Below are 18,033 nucleotides of genomic sequence, written 5' to 3'. Positions count from 1 at the left end.
CGGGCAGGGCGGTTGCGCCATCACGAAATTGCCGGAATCCTTGCCATTCGCTGCTTCCCGTTGTGAGCATGAGCGCGAGTATCACGGTTGCCGGCAAGGCAACGTCCGCTAATCTTGACGGGAAGACTGGACAAGCTCGTTCGACCCGCTTTGCTATGCAATCAATCACCTGTAAATCGATGTCAGACACCGGGGACGATGCGGTCGCGCCGCGACCGGTCCCCACCGCACGGATTGCTTGATGAATATTCAGACCAGCCCCGCCGAGATCCGGACCGCCACAGCGCGTTTCCCCGCCACAGCGGAAGAGCCGATCCGGTCACAGTTTCTGCCTGAAGACCGGTTGCGGGCACTGGGTGAAAGCCTCGCCAGAGGCGACGTCTCCGATCTCGCCGGCCTGCAACCCTTCGATTTCCAGAAGCGCATCCGCGAAAGCGCTAAGAAGATCCTTGAGGTCTACAAACTGACCAACGCCGCCCAGGCAAGGGGCGAAACGGTTACGCCAGCCGCACAGTGGCTTCTCGACAACAATTATCTGGTCGAGGAGACGATCTATCAGATCAAGCGAGACCTGCCGCGCCGTTTCTACAGGCAATTGCCGACTCTGAAGCTCTCAGACAGCGTCAGCGTGCCGCGCGCCCTGGCGCTGGCGTGGGCTTATGTCGCCCATTCGGACAGTTCTGTCTCCGCGCAGATGTTCAAGGCGATCGTCGAAGGCTTCCAGTCGGTCGAACCGATGAAGATCGGCGAGATCTGGGCCTTGCCATCGCTGTTGCGCTTCGTGCTGATCGAGAATCTTCGCCGGCTTGCCGTTCGGGTCAATCGTTCGCGGGATCTGCGCCTCATAGCCAACGACGTCGCCGACCGGGTGCTGGCCGCCGGTGACAGTGCCGACCGGCAGGCGATCCTGGACAAGTATCAGGCCCAGGCCGCTGACACTTCGTTCGCTACCCAGCTTCTCTACCGCCTGCGCGACGGCTCGCAGAATGCGGGCAGGGCGCTCGAATGGCTGGAAGCCGAACTGGAAAAGTCCGGCACCGACGCCGAAAAGATCACCATTGCCGAGCATCAGACACTGTCGAGCGGCAACGTCACTACCGGCAACATCATCCGCGGCCTGCGGCTGATCAACGACGTCGACTGGACGATCTGGTTCGAAGGCGTCAGCCGCATCGATGCGCTGTTGCGTGAACGGACCAATTTCAGCGAGCTCGATTTCCCTTCAAGGGATCAATACCGCACCGAGATCGAGGATCTCGCCAAACGTTCGAAGCAGTCCGAATACCGCGTCGCCGAACAGGCAACCGACATGGCGGCAGCGGCCAAGGAAGCTGCAGGCGAAGCTGCGGATGCTGCCGACACCACCGATATCGGCTTCTTCCTCGTTGGCTCACGCCGGCCTGAACTCGAAAAGGCGATCGGCTATTCGCCGAGTGTGGCGCGCAGTTTCCTGCGCGCTTTCCGCAAGACCGGATGGCTGGGCATCGTGCTGCCTGTCTTCCTGCTGACGGCGCTTCTGCTCTGGTTATCCGGCAGTGCGTTGGCAGCGCTGGGACTGCCGCTCTGGGGCATAACCCTGATGCTGGTGCTGTTCGCGGTGCCGGCGAGTGAAGGTGCGCTGGCGTTTTTCAATACCGTCTTCCTCCTGTTCCTGAAGCCGACACGTCTCGTCGGCTATGAGTACAAGGACGGCATTCCGGCTGAGGCACGAACGCTTGTCGTCGTGCCATCGCTGATCGGCTCACGCGACGATGTCGAGGAAAATGTCCGCAACATCGAAGTGCACCACCTCGCCAACATGTCGGGCGAACTTCATTTCGCGCTGCTTTCGGATTGGCCGGACAGCAAATCGGAGATCAGCACCAACGATACGGAAATCCTCGAATTTGCCCGCAGTCAGATCGCGGAACTCAACCAGCGTTATCCGACCGAAGGCGCGCCACGTTTCTATCTGCTGCACCGCCGCCGCCTCTACAACCCTGCGCAAGGCCGCTGGATGGGCTGGGAGCGCAAGCGCGGCAAGCTGCACGAACTGAACCTTTTGCTGCGTGGCGACAAGGACACCACCTTCCTGCCGCTGGAAACGCCGCTGCCCGAAAACGTCGTGCATGTCATGACGCTGGACGCCGACACCCGCACGACGCGCGATGCCGTTTCGAAACTGATCGGCAAGATGTGCCACCCGATGAACAAGCCGCATTTCGATGCGGAGAAGCGCAGGGTGACGGCCGGCTACGCGATCATGCAGCCGCGCATCACGCCTTCTCTCACCACGGGCGACGAAGCGTCGTTCTTCCAGCGCGTGTTCTCGGCCAATCGCGGTCTCGATCCCTATGTCTTCGCCGTTTCCGACCTCTATCAGGATGTGTTCGGCGACGGTTCCTTCACCGGCAAGGGCCTCTACCATGTCGACGCCTTCGAGGCGGCCCTCAAGGGGCGCATCGAAGACAACACCGTGCTCAGTCACGATCTGCTCGAGGGCGCTTTGGCCCGCTCGGCACTCGTCACGGATGTCGAACTGGTCGAGGACTATCCGACCCGCTACTGGGTCGACGCCTCGCGCACCCATCGCTGGGCGCGTGGCGACTGGCAGTTGCTGAGTTTCATCTTCGATCCGCGCTCGGGTGTTCCGGCGCTGTCCCGCTGGAAGATGATCGACAATCTGCGTCGCTCGCTGACCCCGATCTTCTGGGTGATGGCGGCGATCGCCGGCTGGACGTTGCTGCCTTTCACGCAGGCCGCCCAGTGGCAGGGCCTGCTGATCCTGACGTTGTTCATGGCGCCCACCTTCGACATCGTCAACGCGATCATCCCGAAGAACAGCGACGCCACGCCGCGCGGTCATTTCTCTGCGCTCGTGCATGACATCGCCTTCGGCACCGCGATGGTGGCGCTGAAGATCGTGCTGATGGCGCATCAGGCCTGGATGATGGGCGATGCCATCATCCGTACGCTCTATCGTCTCTTCGTCAGTCGCAAGAACCTGCTCGAATGGCGCACCGCCTCGCAGGCGCATCAGGGCAGCGGCAACGACATCGGCTCTTATTATTCGATGATGTATGGCGCCGTGATCATTGGTGCCGTCGGCCTCGCCATTCCGGTTCTCGACGATTCAACCGGTGCGTTCGTCGCCTTTGCCTTCGCGCTGTTCTGGATCGGATCGCCGGCATTCGCCTGGCTGGTCAGCCGCTCGGCCGAAACGGAGGACAGGCTGCACCTGCTGCCGCAGGATGTACACGCGTTGCGCATAGCCGCCCGCCGCACCTGGCATTACTTCGAGAACTTCGTAACAGCCGAGCAGAACCATCTGCCGCCGGACAACTTCCAGGAAAACCCGAAGCCGGTTATCGCCTCGCGCACCTCGCCCACCAACATCGGCGTCTACCTGCTGTCGGTTGTCTCGGCGCGCGATTTCGGCTGGATCAGTCTTTCGGAAGCAATCGCGCGCATCGATGCCACCATGTCGACCATCGAGCGCATGGAGCGCAGCCGCGGCCACCTCTACAACTGGTACGAGACGACGACGCTCAATCCGTTGCGCCCGACCTACATTTCCGCGGTCGACAGCGGCAATCTGGCCGGCCATCTGGTGACGGTCGCCGCGACCTGCACCGAATGGGCGGAGGCACCGTCCGTCCACCTGCATGGCGACGTCGAAGGCGTGCTGGACACGGTCGCAATCCTGGACGAAAGCCTGGATGAATTGCCGGATGACCGCCGCCAGCTCAGGCCGTTGCGTCAACGTCTCGCCGATCGGCTGGACGGGATGCGCCGCGCCGTGCGCACGATCAAGGCACAGCCGGAGATGGCCCTGGCTCGTACCGTCAACCTGACGGTACTCGCAGGAGAGATCCGCAAGCTCGCCGCAGCCATCCACGCCGAGGCCAAGTCGACGGCCAGCGACATCATCGTTGACTGGGCCGCGCGGCTGGAAGCCACCTGCGAGGCGCATGTGCAGGACGCCCAGGCCGACGAAAAGTCGGTCCAGGCCATGCGTGCCAAGCTGCTCGAACTGCACGAACGTACCCGCCGCTATGCGTTCGAAATGGAATTCGGCTTCCTGCTGCGGCAGGACCGTAAGCTTCTGTCGATCGGCTACCGTGTCGAGGAGCGCCAGCTTGACGAGGCCTGCTACGACCTGCTCGCTTCCGAATGCCGTCTGACCAGCCTGTTCGCCATCGCCAAGGGCGACCTGCCGACCGAGCACTGGTTCCGCCTGGGCCGCCCGATCGTCGAGATCGGCTTCCGGGGAGCGCTGATGTCCTGGTCCGGCTCGATGTTCGAATATCTGATGCCGCCATTGGTGATGAAGGAGCCGCAGGGCTCGATTCTCAACCAGACCAGCCAGCTCATCATCAAGCGCCAGATCCAGTACGGCCGCTCGAAGGGGGTGCCGTGGGGCATCTCCGAAGCCGCATACAATGCCCGCGACCGCGAGATGAATTATCAGTACACCAACTTTGGTGTGCCAGGCCTCGGACTCAAGCGTGGTCTCGGCCAGAACACGGTCATCGCGCCCTACGCCACCATCCTGAGCGCGCAGTTCCTGCCGCGCGAGGCCGTTGCCAATCTGAAGCGCCTGAAGGAAATCGGCGCACTCGGCCGCCACGGTTACTACGACGCCGTTGACTTCACGCCGCAGCGTGTGCCGGAAGGCGCGACCTGCGCGGTCGTGCAGAACTACTTCGCGCACCATTCCGGTATGTCGATCGCGGCCATCGCCGATGCCGTCTTCGAAGGACGCCTGCGTGATCGCTTCCACAGCGACCCGGTGATCGAATCCGCCGAACTGCTGCTGCAGGAGAAGGCGCCGCGCGAGATTCCGGCCGACACGGTGCGTACGGACGCCGAGGAGCAGGCTGTCGCCGACGAGACCGAGGCGCAGACCCCCGACATGCGTGTGGTGCTCGATCCGGCCTGGGCGCTGCGCGCCACCAATTTGATGTCGAACGGGCGCTACTCCGTCATGGTGACGGCGACCGGTTCCGGTTACTCGCGCTGGGGCGACTTTGCGGTCACCCGCTGGCAGCCTGACCCGGTCGAGGACCGGCTTGGCTCCTATATCTTCCTGCGTGACGCCGACACCGGCGATTGGTGGTCGGCGACGGTGGAGCCGAAGCGTGTGCCGGGTGAAACCGCACAGGCACAGTTCTCGGACGACAAGGCGACCTTCATCAAGACCGTGCACTCACTGCGCTCGGAGGTTGAATGCATCGTCATTTCGGAAGGCAATGGCGAAGGCAGGCGGGTGACGCTCTACAACGACGGAGCCACCGACCGGCATATCGAGGTGACTTCGTTCGCTGAGCTGGTGCTTGGTCAGGAGGCAGCTGACTACGCCCATCCCGCCTTCTCCAAGATGTTCATCGAAACCGAGATTGCGCCGAACAACAACGCCATCTTCGCAACGCGCCGCAAGCGCGATGCCGGCGAGCCGGACATCGCTGCAGCTCATTTCGTGACCGACCCGTCCGGGCTTGCCCGTGATGGTGAAGCCGAGACCGATCGCCGTGCATTCATTGGCCGTGGTCGTACCATCGCTGATGCTGCTGCCTTCGATCCGGGTGCTCGGCTGGAAGGACATGCCGGGTTCACGCTGGATCCCGTTGCCGCACTGCGGCGTCGGGTGCGGGTGCCGGCGAACAAGAAGATATCGCTCACTTTCTGGACCGTCACGGGGGGCAACCGTACGGAGCTGGACGAGGCAATTGCGCGGCTTGACCATGCCGAGAGCTTCGCCCGCCAGTCGATGCTGGCCTGGACCCGTTCGCAGGTGCAGACCCGCCATATGGGCTTGAGCCTGACAGATGCGTCCAACGTGCAGAAGCTCGCGCGTTATCTGATCTATCCGGATCCGTTCCTGCGTCTGCCTTCCGATGCGATTGCTCCGGGGCTCGGTCGTCAATCCAGCCTGTGGCCGACCAGCATTTCGGGTGACTTCCCGATCTTCGCGGTGCGTATCGGCGACGTTGCCGACCTGGAGATCGTTGCCGAGGCACTGCGCTTCCAGGAATATATGCGGGCACGCGGCATGACGGCGGATCTCGTCATCGTCAATGAACAGGCATCGTCCTATGTGCAGGACCTGCAGCAGGCGATCGACGCGCTTTGCGAAAACAGCCGGCTGCGTGGCAACGAGTTCGGTTCGCGCCAGCACATCTTCGCGGTGCGCCGCGATCTGATGGACGAGACCACCTACAAGACGCTGCTCGCGGTCGCACGTGTGGTGCTGCACACCCGCAACGGCACGATCTTCGATCAGATCGAGCGCGCCGAGACCGCGGCGATTCAGGCGCGCGATGCCTTGCATCCTGGTGGCGCCGTGGCGCTTCGTGAGACGTCTGCGCCGGCGTTGCGCAAGCCGGTCAAGAAGGAAGTGGCGACATCCGCAGACGGCAGCGGTCTCGATTATTGGAATGGCTATGGTGGCTTTGACGGCGACGGCCGTCATTATGTCGTTCGCCTGACCGGCGAACGCACGACGCCGCAGCCCTGGATCAATGTGGTCTCGAACGAGGCTTTCGGCTTCCATACCTCGGCGGAAGGCGCCGGGTTCACCTGGAGCCGCAACAGTCGTGACTATCAGTTGACGCCCTGGTCGAATGACCCGGTCACGAACCGTCCAGGTGAAGGCATCTACATCCACGATCTAGGCAGCGGTGAATCCTACTCGCCGACGGCCGCGATGCTGCGCGACCCGGCCATGGTCTACGAAGCCTGGCATGGGCAGGGTTTCTCGACGTTCCGAACCAAGCGCGGCGCCCTGTCGATGGATCTGACCCACGTCGTCGATCCCGCCGACCCGGTACGAATTTCGCGCCTGCGCATCCAGAATGCCGGATCGACAGCCGTCAGGTTGCGCATCTACGCCTATGCTGAATGGGTGCTGGGCAGCCATCGGTCGAAAACGGCGGCCACCATCCTCTCGCAGCGCGACGAGGCCACGGGAGCTTTGCTGGCGCAGAACCCGTATGGGCTCGACTTCAGTGACCGTGTGGCTTTCCTGGCCAGCGATCGCGAGCCGCAGTCGTTCACGGCTGACAGGCAGGAGTTCCTCGGCCGCGACGGAAGTACGGCGATGCCGCAGTCCGTCGTCGCGGGTGCGGCCTTGTCCGGCCGCGTCGAGGCGGGCGACGATCCGTGCGCCGCTCTGTCCCGCGATGTCGACATCCCGGCAGGTGGCGACGTGACTTTGCTCTGGCTGATGGGGGATGCGGGTTCCGCCGAAGAAGCAAGCGCCTTGGTCAAGACGCATCGCGCCAGGGATTTCGACAAAAGGCTGGCCGAGAACGAACGCAGCTGGCGTGGTTTCCTCGATACGATCCAGGTTGAGACGCCGGACAAGGCGCTTGACGCCATGGTCAACCATTGGCTGCCGTATCAGGCACTGGCCTGCCGCATCCGGGCACGTTCGGCCTTCTACCAGGCGAGCGGCGCCTTCGGATTCCGCGACCAGCTGCAGGATACGCTGGCTCTGCTGGCTCATGACCCGTCGCTGGCACGCGAGCAGATCCTGAACGCAGCCCGGCGGCAGTTCCCGGAAGGCGACGTACAGCATTGGTGGCTGCCTCGTACCGGTGCCGGCGTGCGCACGATGATCTCAGACGATGTCGTCTGGCTGGCTCATGCCGTCTCACGTTACATCCTCGTCACCGGAGACAAGGCGATCCTGAAGGAAGCACTGCCGTTCATCGAGGGCAAGCCGCTGGCCGAGGGCGAGCACGATTCCTTCTTCGAACCGCAGGTCTCGAAGACGAGTGTTCCACTCTATGAACACTGCGCGCGGGCATTGGATCTCGCCATCCAGAGAACCGGTGTCGACGGCCTGCCGCTGATCCTCGGCGGCGACTGGAATGACGGCATGAACCGCGTCGGCATCGGCGGCAAGGGCGAGAGCGTCTGGCTGGGCTGGTTCCTGCTGAGGACGCTCACGGACTTTGCTCCGGTGGCCAAATCGCAAAGCGATGCCAAACGTGCCAAGGCCTGGGAAGCGCATGCGGCCAGCCTGAAGCGGGCGCTGGAGAATGCGGCATGGGACGGTGAGTGGTACCGCCGCGGCAGTTTCGACGATGGTTCGCCGCTCGGCTCGCGCAGGTCCGACGAATGCAAGATCGACTCGATCGCGCAATCTTGGAGCGTGCTGTCGGGTGAGGGCGACCCCGCCCGCTCACAGACAGCGATGGATCAGGCGGTCAAATATCTCGTCGACGACGAGCTCAAGATCGTGAAGTTGTTCACGCCACCTTTCTCCAGGACGGAGAAGGATCCCGGTTACATCAAGAGCTATCCACCAGGCGTGCGCGAAAATGGCGGCCAGTATACGCATGCCGCGACGTGGTTCGTCATCGCGCTGGCCGAGATGGGCCGGACCGATGAAGCTTATCGCTGCTTCTCGATGCTCAATCCGGTCAATCACGCCCTGGATGATGCGGCAGCCGAACATTACCGCGTCGAACCTTATGTGGTTGCGGCCGACATCTATGCCGGTGAAGGCAAGGGCGGCCGTGGCGGCTGGACCTGGTATACCGGCTCGGCTGGATGGCTCTATCGTGCTGCTGTGGAAGGGATCCTCGGCATCGAGCGGCGTGGCAACCGCATCGAGATCACCCCGAAACTGCCCAAGGAATGGGAAGGTTATTCGGCGAAGCTCAAGATCGGCGGCACCGAACACGCCGTCCGTGTGGTACGCGCCAAGGGCACCAAGACCATCTCGCTGGAGGTTGATGGGGCCAAGGTGAAAGGTAACGCTTTCGACCTGAAGGATGGCGGTTCCAGCGAGATTATCGTCAAGATTCCAGCCTGATAGAGGCGGAAATGGTTCCGGAGGCCTTTGGAAAGGCCTCCGGTTGCTCAAAAATGCGGCAGCAATGGGTGTCTGCCGCAATTTTGCCGCAGGGTTGGGATTTCACCTTTTATCTCAAACCGTTACGCGATCACGGCAGATTTCTGCCCGTTGTCATGTTTTGTTCGTCGGAACGGAGCAGAAGGCATAGGCGGGCATTGTTTTGCCACCCATCTAGGGCTAGGTGTTCACCGCAATAATGCGGCGCACTATGGATCGTTACGCGGGAGTAATTGGGTTGTCCCTGCTGCAAATCTACTGGAGAGCGCTCGGCTACCTCACCGCCGACAAGAAGCGTCTCGTCCTGATCTGCATGGCGAACGTCATGCTCGCGATGGTCGCGGTTTACGAACCGATGCTGTTGGGTAAGGTCATCGGCGCGATCGCCGAACGCACCAACCCGTTCAGCGAACTGGTCATGTGGGCAGGCCTCGGCGCCTTCAACATCATCGCAGTCGTGCTGGTCGCTCGCGGTGCTGACCGCTTCGCTCACAAGCGTCGCTCGGAAGTGCTGTGTGAATCCTTCGAACGCGTCATCACCATGCCGCTCGCATGGCACCAGCAGCGCGGCACCTCCAACTCGCTGCAGACGCTGCTGCGCGCGGTCGAGTCACTTTTCACGCTGTGGCTGGAGTTCATGCGCCAGCATCTGTCGACCGTTGTCGCACTGGTGTTCCTGGTGCCGACGGCGATCAGCCTCGACGCGCGCATGTCCGCGGTTCTCCTCGTGCTTGGCGTGTTCTATTTCGCCATCGGCCGTCTGGTCATGCGCAAGACCAAGCAGGGTCAGGCCAACGTCGAGCGTCACTATCACACCGTATTCGCTCACGTGACGGATTCCGTCAGCAACGTCGCCGTGCTGCAGAGCTACAACCGCATCGGCCACGAGGCCGACACCCTGAAGCGTTACATCAAGGATCTGCTCAACGCGCAGAACCCGGTTCTCGACTGGTGGGCTCTGGCCAGCGCCATGAACCGGCTGTCGTCGACGGTCTCCATGATGGTCGTTCTGATGATCGGTTCCTACCTGGTCATGCACGGCGAACTGCGCATCAGCGACGTCGTTGCCTTTACCGGTTTCGCCACGCTGCTGATCGGCCGTCTCGACCTCGTCTCGAATTTCGTGACGCAGATCTCCGAAGCCCGTGCCAAGCTTGAAGAGTTCTACAAACTCGAAGAGGATTCCGCCGAAGCCGCCGAGCCGGAGGGTCTGCGCGATCTCGGCAAGGTCACCGGCCATATCCAGTTCGAGAATGTCAGCTTCAACTTCGCCAACTCCACGCAGGGCGTCGAAGATGTTTCCTTCGAGGTGAAGGCTGGCCAGACGGTTGCCATTGTCGGTCCGACGGGTGCGGGCAAGACCACGCTCATCAATCTCCTGCAGCGGGTCCACACGCCGAGTGAAGGACGCATTCTCGTCGACGGCATCGATACACGTACGGTGACCCGCAAGTCGCTGCGTCATTCGATCGCTACGGTCTTCCAGGATGCTGGCCTGCTCAATCGGTCGATCGAAGACAACATCCGTGTCGGTCGTGACAGCGCGACCAACGAAGAGGTGCACGCAGCTGCCAACGCCGCGGTGGCGCAGGACTTCATTCTCGCCAAGAGCGACGGCTACGACACTGTCGTCGGCGAACGTGGTGGCCAGTTGTCGGGTGGCGAGCGTCAGCGTATCGCCATTGCCCGCGCCGTGCTGAAGGATGCGCCGATCCTCGTCCTGGACGAAGCGACCAGTGCGCTAGACGTCGAGACCGAGGGCAGGGTCAAGGAAGCGCTCGATGATCTGCGGCGCGATCGCACCACTTTCGTCATTGCTCACCGCCTGACAACGGTGCGCGACGCCGACCTCGTCATCTTCATGGACAAGGGCAACGTCGTCGAGATGGGCGGCTTCCAGGAGCTGTCGATGCGCAACGGCCGCTTCGCTTCGCTGTTGCGCGCCGGTGGCCTGCTTGCCGACGAGGAGGGGCCGCGGCTCAGCATCGTGTCGGTGACCGGCGAGGCCGCCTGATCACGGGAAACTTGCCCTCGGACGCTGGCGAGTGAAATCTTGCACCGTGCATCCTTTCCAGGGTGCGCGGTGTTGTCCTTTCGACATGGCTTCAAAGCTTGATCGAAAGGTTCTAAGAACACCTCATGAGCGAAACGAGCACACGCCCCTCGAGCTGGGCAGACCTGGCCAACCCAACGCGTTTTGTGGCGTTGGCCGACAGGCTGGTGCCTTGGCTGACGGGCATCGCGACGGTCGTGCTCGCAGTCGGGCTTTACATGAGTTTCACCGCGCCGGAAGACTTCCAGCAAGGCATAACCGTCCGCATCATGTACATCCATGTGCCGTTCGCCTGGCTCTCCATGATGTGCTACTCGCTGATGGCCGTTTCGGCTATAGGAACGCTGGTCTGGCGCCATCCATTGGCCGATGTTTCTTTGAAGGCAGCAGCGCCCATTGGCGCGGTGTTTACCGCATTGGCGCTGATCACCGGCTCGATATGGGGCAAGCCGATGTGGGGCACATGGTGGGTCTGGGACGCCCGCCTGACCTCGGTCTTTGTGCTGTTCCTGATGTATCTCGGTATTATCGCGCTGACCCGGGCGCTGGATGACGCTGCGCGCGCGGCCTGGGCTGCCGCGATCATAACGCTCGTCGGCTTCATCAACATCCCGATCATCAAGTTTTCGGTGGAATGGTGGAATACGTTGCATCAGCCGGCCTCGGTGTTCCGGCTGGACGGACCGACGATCGATCCCAGCCTGCTTTGGCCGCTGTTGGTGATGGCAATCGGCTTCACGGTTCTGTTCTTTGCGTTGCACATGATTGCGATGCGCACGGAGATCCGTCGCCGCCGTGTGATTGCCATGCGCCGCATGGCGGCACGGCGCGCCGACGCCTGACGCACGCATCGACAGCAGGCGGGCGTTGCGCTATGCGAAATGCCCAGGCAGGTTCCGCAAAAGTGTCCCGCGGTTTTGCAACGAGAACCTGCCAAAGGATAACCGCTCTCACAGGACCGTCCTCATGAAACGTTCGACCGTCAACGCCATCATTAGCGAGGGCGATGCCTTCATCCGTTCCTTCGGGTACGTCATGCCGCCTTTCGCCTATTGGACGCCCGAGGACATGAAGGCGCGTCGCGGCACATCCGCTGGCGTGTTCGACTCCCGGCTCGGTTGGGACATCACCGACTACGGCCAGGGCAAGTTCGATGAGCTCGGGCTCTTCCTGTTCACGGTGCGCAACGGCCGCTTCGAGGATATGAAGAAGGGTGCCGGCATGCTGTATGCCGAGAAGATCATGATTACGCGCAAGGACCAGCTGTCGCCGATGCACCGGCATGTGATCAAGGCCGAAGACATCATCAACCGCGGCGGCGGCAAGCTGGTGCTGGAGCTGTTCATGCCCGATGCGGAAGGCGGTATCGATCCGAAGGCCGAAGTCTCGGTTCCGGTCGATGGAACCATTCGCAAACTGCCGGCCGGCGGCCTGCTCAAGCTCGATCCCGGCGAGAGCGTCACGCTGCTGCCCGGCGTCTGGCACGCCTTCTGGGCAGAGGGCAAGGATGTGCTGATCGGCGAGGTCTCGACCGTCAACGACGATCTCACCGACAATATCTTCCGCGACCCGATCGGCCGCTTCTCAGATATCGAGGAAGATGAGGCACCGCTGCACCTGCTGGTATCCGACTACGAACGCTGGGTCGGCTGATCCCGTCTCTTGCTTGGCGTACGCGCCGGGAGAAATCCGGCGCGTATCCCCATCTTTGGCAGCGAGATCGTTCGTTTGAATCGAATGATTCGACACGAACAATGCGTTGGATTGATAGGATGGAGAATGGCATTCCAATTCTACCTGGAATTGGAGAATGTCGTGTCTGCCGTATCATTTGATCGCCCGATCGCCCCGCCCGTCGAGATGGGCAAGCCGGCGTCCGCCAGCAAAACCACGATCTGGCCTGGCGTGGTGCTGGCGGCGATCGTCGCGGCATCGGCCTTTTCGATGCGCGAACTGCCGGGGCTCGGCATTTTCAGCCCGATGATCCTGGCCGTCATCGTCGGCATCGTCTTTGCAAATCTGGTCGGTCTGCCGGCCAACACGCGCGCCGGTATCGCGTTCTGCCAACGGACGCTGCTCCGGTTTGCCATCGTTCTGCTGGGCTTCCAGTTGACGGTCACACAACTGGGCGCGATCGGACTCGGCGGTGTCGCGATCGTTGCATCGTCGCTGCTGGCAACCTTCTGCTTCACACTCGGTCTGGGCCGGCTGCTCGGTGTCGATCGCAAGCTTGCCGAGTTGATCGCTGCCGGAACCTCGATCTGCGGAGCTTCTGCCATCGTAGCAACCAATGCGGTGACAAACGCCAGTGACGAGGACGTTGCCTATGCCGTCGCTTCGGTCACGCTGTTTGGCACCATCGCGATGCTCGGCTATCCGCTGTTGGCCAGTACGGCGGGGCTCGATCAGCATGGTTTCGGCCTGTGGGCGGGTGCTTCTATCCACGAGATCGCCCAGGTGATTGGTGCCGGCTTCCAGGTTGGCCCGCAGGCAGGCGAAATCAGCACGATTGCCAAGCTGGCACGGGTCGCCTTGCTGGCGCCGATGGTGATAGCGCTCGGCGTCATGGCTGCACGGGGCAGGGTTACGGAAAAGACCACCAAGCCACCCATGCCGTGGTTCGTGTTTGCCTTTGTCGCCGTTGTCGCGTTGAACAGTGCTGTTGAAGTGCCGGCCGAAGCCAAGTCGCTGATCGTTTTTGCCACGACCTTCATGTTGACGGTCGGCCTGGCGGCGATGGGCTTGCAGACTCACATCGGCAAGATACGCTCACGCGGTCTTCGCCCCTTGCTGCTTGCGCTTTCGGCATTTGTCTTTATCGCTTGCTTCAGCCTGCTGCTGGTCAAATTGGCAGGCTAGCGCATCGGCTTGAAAGTCGGGTTCGATTTTCGGCATGCACGATGTGCCGATTGAGAAGTTTAGAGCGCCTCCAGATAGATTTATGGCGCTCTAAGGAGTTCGCATGACGCTGGAGCAGTTGCGCATTTTTGTTGCCGTCGCAGAGCGCGAGCACGTGACCAATGCGGCGCGTGATCTCAATCTGACGCAATCGGCGACAAGCGCCGCCGTGGCTGCACTCGAGGCGCGCTATGCCACGAAGCTGTTCGATCGTGTCGGCCGCCGCATCGCGCTGACCGATGCCGGACGCCTTTTCCTGATCGAGGCAAAAGCGGTCCTGGCGCGCGCGACGGCGGCTGAACTGGTGCTCGCAGATCTTGCCGGGCTGAAAGTCGGCTCCCTTGGTCTCGCCGCCAGCCAGACCGTCGGCAATTATTGGCTGCCGCCATTCATTCACGCTTTCCGCTCTCAGCATGCCGGCATCGCGGTTTCGCTCACAATGGGCAACACTGAGACGGTCGCGGCTCAGGTGCGCGATGGCGAGGCCAACCTCGGCTTTGTCGAGGGTGAAGTCGACGAGCCGACCTTGGCCGTCACCACGGTGGCTGATGACGAGATGGTGCTTCTTGCGCCACCCGATCATCCCTGGAGCCGACTTGGCAAGGACGCCAGACCTTCGCTTGCCTCAACCAGCTGGATCCTGCGCGAAAGCGGTTCCGGCACGCGATCTACCCTTGCCGCCATGCTCCGGCAGCAGGGAATTGCGGAAACCGATATCGATATTGGCCTGGTGCTCCCGACCAACGAAGCCGTGCGGACGGCTGTCGCGGCCGGGGCAGGCGTCACGGTGATGTCTCGTCTTGTTGCGGCCAATGCACTTGCCGCCGGCAACTTGATCGCGATCGACTATCCGGTGCCGCGCCGCAAGTTTTTCATGTTGCACCACAAGGAGCGGTACGTCACGGCCGCCGAGACCGAGTTCATGCGGCTGATCGGCGAAGGCATACAGGACAGTAACGGGCATCGCCTCCCGGTCAGGTCACCAGCCTGAGCATCTTCAGCACACGCTCGAACATGGCGCCATAGGGAGGATGCAGCAGCGCTCCGCCATTGAAGCGCGATTGCAGGAAGACGGGCTTCTCCTTGCTGAAGGTGCGGAACCCCCATTCGCCGTGATAGGCGCCGGTACCGCTGGCGCCGACGCCACCGAAGGGTTGGCGCTCCTGGGCGATATGCAGCAGGCAATCGTTGATGGTCACGCCGCCGGCGACGGTTTCGTGCAACACACGTTCGCGCGCCGTGGAATCGGTGCCGAACCAATAGAGCGCAAGCGGCCGGTCATGCCGGTTCACGTGAGCGATCGCATCGTCCAGAGACGCATATTCGAGGATCGGCAACACAGGCCCGAAAATCTCCTCGCGCATCAGGCGACTGTCTTCCGGTGCTTTCTCGACCAGCGTCGGGGCGAACTTGCGGCCTTCGGCGGGGAGTGTCTCGTTTGCCGGATTGATCTCGGTCACGACCGCGCCGCCGGCAGCCGCTTCTTCGACCAGGCTCTTCAGTCGCTGATAGTGACGGTCGGAGACGATCGAACTGTAGTCGGCGTTGGTTTTCAAACTCGGATAGAGTTTCCGCACTGACTCGGCAAACCGCTTTGTCAAAGCAGAGGCCTGCCCCCGCGGCACCATCACATAGTCGGGGGCGATGCAGGTCTGGCCGGCATTGAGCAGCTTGCCGAAGACAATGCTGCGCACGGCCGCGTCCATGTCACAGGAAGGATCGAGGATTGCCGGCGACTTGCCGCCCAGCTCCAGCGTCACCGGTGTCAGGTTGGCAGCGGCGGCGAGCGCCACATGGCGGCCGACCGCCGTCGAACCGGTGAAGATAAGGTGATCAAACGGCAGGGAGACGAAAGCCTTTCCGGTCTCGGCATCGCCGGTGACGACGTCGACTTCCTCTGGCGCAAAATGCTCGGCCACCAGATCGGCGAGCAGGGTCGAAAAGCGCGGGGTCAGCTCGGAAGGTTTCATCAGCACCCGGTTGCCGGCCGCGAGCGCTGCCGTTGCCGGGGCAACAGCGAGTTGGAACGGATAGTTCCACGGCGAGACGACGCCGACCACGCCGAGAGGCTGCGGCACGAGGCGGTTCTTCCCCGGTAGAAACGGCAGGCTGGTGCCGACGCTGCGCGCACGCATCCAGGAACCGACATGCGAGAGCGCATGATTGATACCGGCGCGCACCACGAAGAGCTCAGCAAAGCGCGTCTCATGTGCTGAACGGCTACCGAAATCGGCATCGATGGCGTCGCAGATCGCCTGTTCGTGACTTTCGGTCAGCGCCTGCAGGCGTTTCAGGCGATCCTTGCGGACGGAAAGAGATGGAAACGGCTCCGCTGCGAAGGCGCGTCGCTGCATGTCGAAGCGCTCGCGCAGCAAATCGGGTTTGACATGCAACATGGTCAGCTCCACCCCTGCTTGATCGTTCTGCTGCAAAGCATTGAAAACGTATAAAGCTTGCTGGCGCACCGGAATACTCCGTACGCATACGGGAATGGAACGCCCGATTTGGTCGAGCGTCAACAGCTTTGTGACGGACCAGAAGCTGCCGGAACGGAAGGTTTGCGCTCGTTTATTGTGTGCCGAGGGGCGGGCCAAGGCTGCTGAAAGCTACCCTGGCCAACATCTCGGCACACCTGAAGACAGGAAAATCAGCCTGTCGCGAGAATGAAGTCGGCACACCGGTCGGCGATCATGATCGTCGGCGCGTTGGTGTTGCCGCTGACGAGGCGCGGCATGATCGAGGCATCGCAAATGCGCAAGCGTGGCACCCCGCGTACCCGAAGCTGCGTGTCGACCACAGCCGCATCGTCTGTGCCCATCCGGCAGGTTCCGACCGGGTGATAGACGGTCTTGGCTGTCTGCATGATGTGATCGACGATCCTCTCTTCCGCCAGGTCAGTCGCTCCGCCCGGCTTGAGTTCTTCGCGGATCACCGCCTGCAGGGCGGGCTGACGCAATATGTTGCGCGCCACTTTCACGCCTTCGACAAGCAACTTCAGGTCATCGGGTTCCGAAAGGAAGCCGGTTGCGAAGCGGATCGGATCGTTCGGATCGCGCGAGCGCAATTCCACCTTGCCGCGCGATTTGGGTCGCAGCACGCAAGGGTTCAGCTCCATGCCATGCTCAGCCACCGACCCGTGCACTGCATTCTCGATCATCACCGGCAGTACATGGAACTGGATATCCGGTCGTCCATCACCATCGGTATCGAAGAAGCCGCCGCTCTCAACGACATTCGACGTGAGCAGGCCGGTGCCGAACAACATATATTGCAACCCATGGCGCAGCGCCCTCAGACCCTTGTCCTGGCCGAGCAGCGAGACCGGCTCGCGAGTTCGCTGCATAGACCGGTGTCGCGACATGATCCTGCAGGTCCTTGCCGACGCCTGCCATGTCGCGGACAACCGGAATGCCCAGTTCCGTGAGGTGCGCCGCAGGGCCTAGCCCCGACAGCATCATGATCTTCGGCGTCGCCAGCGCGCCCGCAGCCAGGATCACTTCTTCCCTGGCAGTGGCTTGCACCACCCGCCCGTCGGCGGTCGTGTAGGAAAGTCCGCTCGCCGCGCCATTCTCCAGCGTCAGCGTGTTCACCTGTGCATCGGTGACGACAGTCAGTTTGGCATTGCCGGCGAGTGGTTTCAAGAACACCGTCGCCGCCGACTGGCGGACGCCATCGAGCGTGGTGAGCTGGTAAAATCCGACACCTTCCTGGCGTTCACCGTTGAAGTCGTCATTGTAGCGGTATCCGGCCTGCTGCGCGGCTTTCACATAGGCAAGCGAAAGCGGATGCCTGTGGCGGGCATCCGACACGGGCAAGGGGCCATCTGTACCGTGATAGCTACCGTCCAGCCGTTCGTTGCGCTCAAGTCGCCGGAAAACCGGCAGCACGTCGTCCCAGCCCCAGCCAGGGCAGCCTAGGTCGCGCCAAGTGTCGTAGTCCTCGTGCTGGCCTCGGATGTAGAGCATCGCGTTGATGGAGGAGCCGCCACCCAGTGTGCGCCCCTGCGGGATCGGCAGCCGCCGTCCGCCGACATTCGGCTCTTGCTCCGACTCGTAGATGAAGCTGCGATTGGTGCCGATGACCTTGGCAAAGGTCGCTGGCATATGGATGAACTTGTCATTGTCACGCGGCCCGGCCTCCAGCAGCAGGACGCGTTTGCCGGCTTTCACCAGCCGGTTGGCAATGGTGCAGCCGGCCGATCCCGCGCCGGCGACGATGTAGTCGAAGATCTCCGTCATCG

Annotated in this window: 9 protein-coding genes; 6 read left to right on the top strand and 3 right to left on the bottom strand. The window is 62.2% G+C overall.

What is annotated here, in order from left to right; genetic code table 11:
- Positions 1 to 241 precede the first annotated feature (241 nt).
- The 6 genes from ACFJIU_RS11500 to ACFJIU_RS11475 all read left to right on the top strand — a co-directional run bounded on the left by ACFJIU_RS11500 (position 242) and on the right by ACFJIU_RS11475 (position 14,784).
- Positions 242 to 8,803 (top strand): GH36-type glycosyl hydrolase domain-containing protein, encoded by an 8,562-nt coding sequence (locus tag ACFJIU_RS11500; protein WP_379071346.1) that lies wholly within the window; start codon positions 242 to 244, stop codon positions 8,801 to 8,803.
- A 277-nt stretch (positions 8,804 to 9,080) separates the two neighbouring features.
- The gene (locus tag ACFJIU_RS11495) at positions 9,081 to 10,856 is read left to right on the top strand and encodes a glucan ABC transporter ATP-binding protein/ permease (RefSeq protein ID WP_379071343.1); all 1,776 of its coding nucleotides are present in this window, start codon (positions 9,081 to 9,083) and stop codon (positions 10,854 to 10,856) included.
- Between the two features lie 125 nt (positions 10,857 to 10,981).
- Complete coding sequence (locus ACFJIU_RS11490) at positions 10,982 to 11,737, top strand: heme ABC transporter permease (RefSeq protein WP_379071339.1); 756 nt, start codon at positions 10,982 to 10,984, stop codon at positions 11,735 to 11,737.
- A 124-nt stretch (positions 11,738 to 11,861) separates the two neighbouring features.
- The gene (locus ACFJIU_RS11485) at positions 11,862 to 12,548 is read left to right on the top strand and encodes a D-lyxose/D-mannose family sugar isomerase (RefSeq protein ID WP_379071336.1); all 687 of its coding nucleotides are present in this window, start codon (positions 11,862 to 11,864) and stop codon (positions 12,546 to 12,548) included.
- A gap of 207 nt (positions 12,549 to 12,755) precedes the next feature.
- Positions 12,756 to 13,754 carry a YeiH family protein gene (locus ACFJIU_RS11480; protein ID WP_379073055.1) on the top strand — a complete coding sequence of 333 codons (999 nt, stop codon included), beginning with the start codon at positions 12,756 to 12,758 and terminating at the stop codon, positions 13,752 to 13,754.
- Positions 13,755 to 13,857: 103 nt separating this feature from the next.
- Complete coding sequence (locus ACFJIU_RS11475; protein ID WP_379071333.1) at positions 13,858 to 14,784, top strand: LysR family transcriptional regulator; 927 nt, start codon at positions 13,858 to 13,860, stop codon at positions 14,782 to 14,784.
- Here ACFJIU_RS11475 and ACFJIU_RS11470 read toward each other — a convergent pair.
- From ACFJIU_RS11470 to ACFJIU_RS11460, 3 genes are all read right to left on the bottom strand, one after another.
- A complete protein-coding gene (locus ACFJIU_RS11470) occupies positions 14,768 to 16,189 on the bottom strand; it encodes a coniferyl aldehyde dehydrogenase (RefSeq protein WP_379073053.1) in 1,422 nt (473 codons plus the stop codon). The genes ACFJIU_RS11475 and ACFJIU_RS11470 overlap by 17 nt on opposite strands.
- 251 nt (positions 16,190 to 16,440) lie before the next feature.
- Positions 16,441 to 17,058, bottom strand: coding sequence for a GMC family oxidoreductase (locus tag ACFJIU_RS11465; RefSeq protein ID WP_379071330.1), 618 nt, complete (start codon positions 17,056 to 17,058; stop codon positions 16,441 to 16,443).
- A complete protein-coding gene (locus ACFJIU_RS11460) occupies positions 17,018 to 18,031 on the bottom strand; it encodes a GMC family oxidoreductase (protein ID WP_379071328.1) in 1,014 nt (337 codons plus the stop codon). The genes ACFJIU_RS11465 and ACFJIU_RS11460 overlap by 41 nt, the downstream gene beginning before the upstream one ends.
- Positions 18,032 to 18,033 lie beyond the last annotated feature (2 nt).

The sequence above is a fragment of the Mesorhizobium sp. UC74_2 genome, assembly GCF_042701485.1.
Lineage (GTDB): Bacteria > Pseudomonadota > Alphaproteobacteria > Rhizobiales > Rhizobiaceae > Mesorhizobium.
This window is presented reverse-complemented; position numbering and strand designations above follow the sequence as displayed.

What these genes read in the sequence shown, in the direction of transcription:
- ACFJIU_RS11465 (WP_379071330.1), bottom strand. Translation starts at nt 17,058, where the DNA reads ATGTTGTTCGGCACCGGCCTGCTCACGTCGAATGTCGTTGAGAGCGGC.
- ACFJIU_RS11460 (WP_379071328.1), bottom strand. Translation starts at nt 18,031, where the DNA reads ATGACGGAGATCTTCGACTACATCGTCGCCGGCGCGGGATCGGCCGGC.
- ACFJIU_RS11485 (WP_379071336.1), top strand. Translation starts at nt 11,862, where the DNA reads ATGAAACGTTCGACCGTCAACGCCATCATTAGCGAGGGCGATGCCTTC.
- ACFJIU_RS11470 (WP_379073053.1), bottom strand. Translation starts at nt 16,189, where the DNA reads ATGTTGCATGTCAAACCCGATTTGCTGCGCGAGCGCTTCGACATGCAG.
- ACFJIU_RS11475 (WP_379071333.1), top strand. Translation starts at nt 13,858, where the DNA reads ATGACGCTGGAGCAGTTGCGCATTTTTGTTGCCGTCGCAGAGCGCGAG.
- ACFJIU_RS11490 (WP_379071339.1), top strand. Translation starts at nt 10,982, where the DNA reads ATGAGCGAAACGAGCACACGCCCCTCGAGCTGGGCAGACCTGGCCAAC.
- ACFJIU_RS11480 (WP_379073055.1), top strand. Translation starts at nt 12,756, where the DNA reads ATGGGCAAGCCGGCGTCCGCCAGCAAAACCACGATCTGGCCTGGCGTG.
- ACFJIU_RS11500 (WP_379071346.1), top strand. Translation starts at nt 242, where the DNA reads ATGAATATTCAGACCAGCCCCGCCGAGATCCGGACCGCCACAGCGCGT.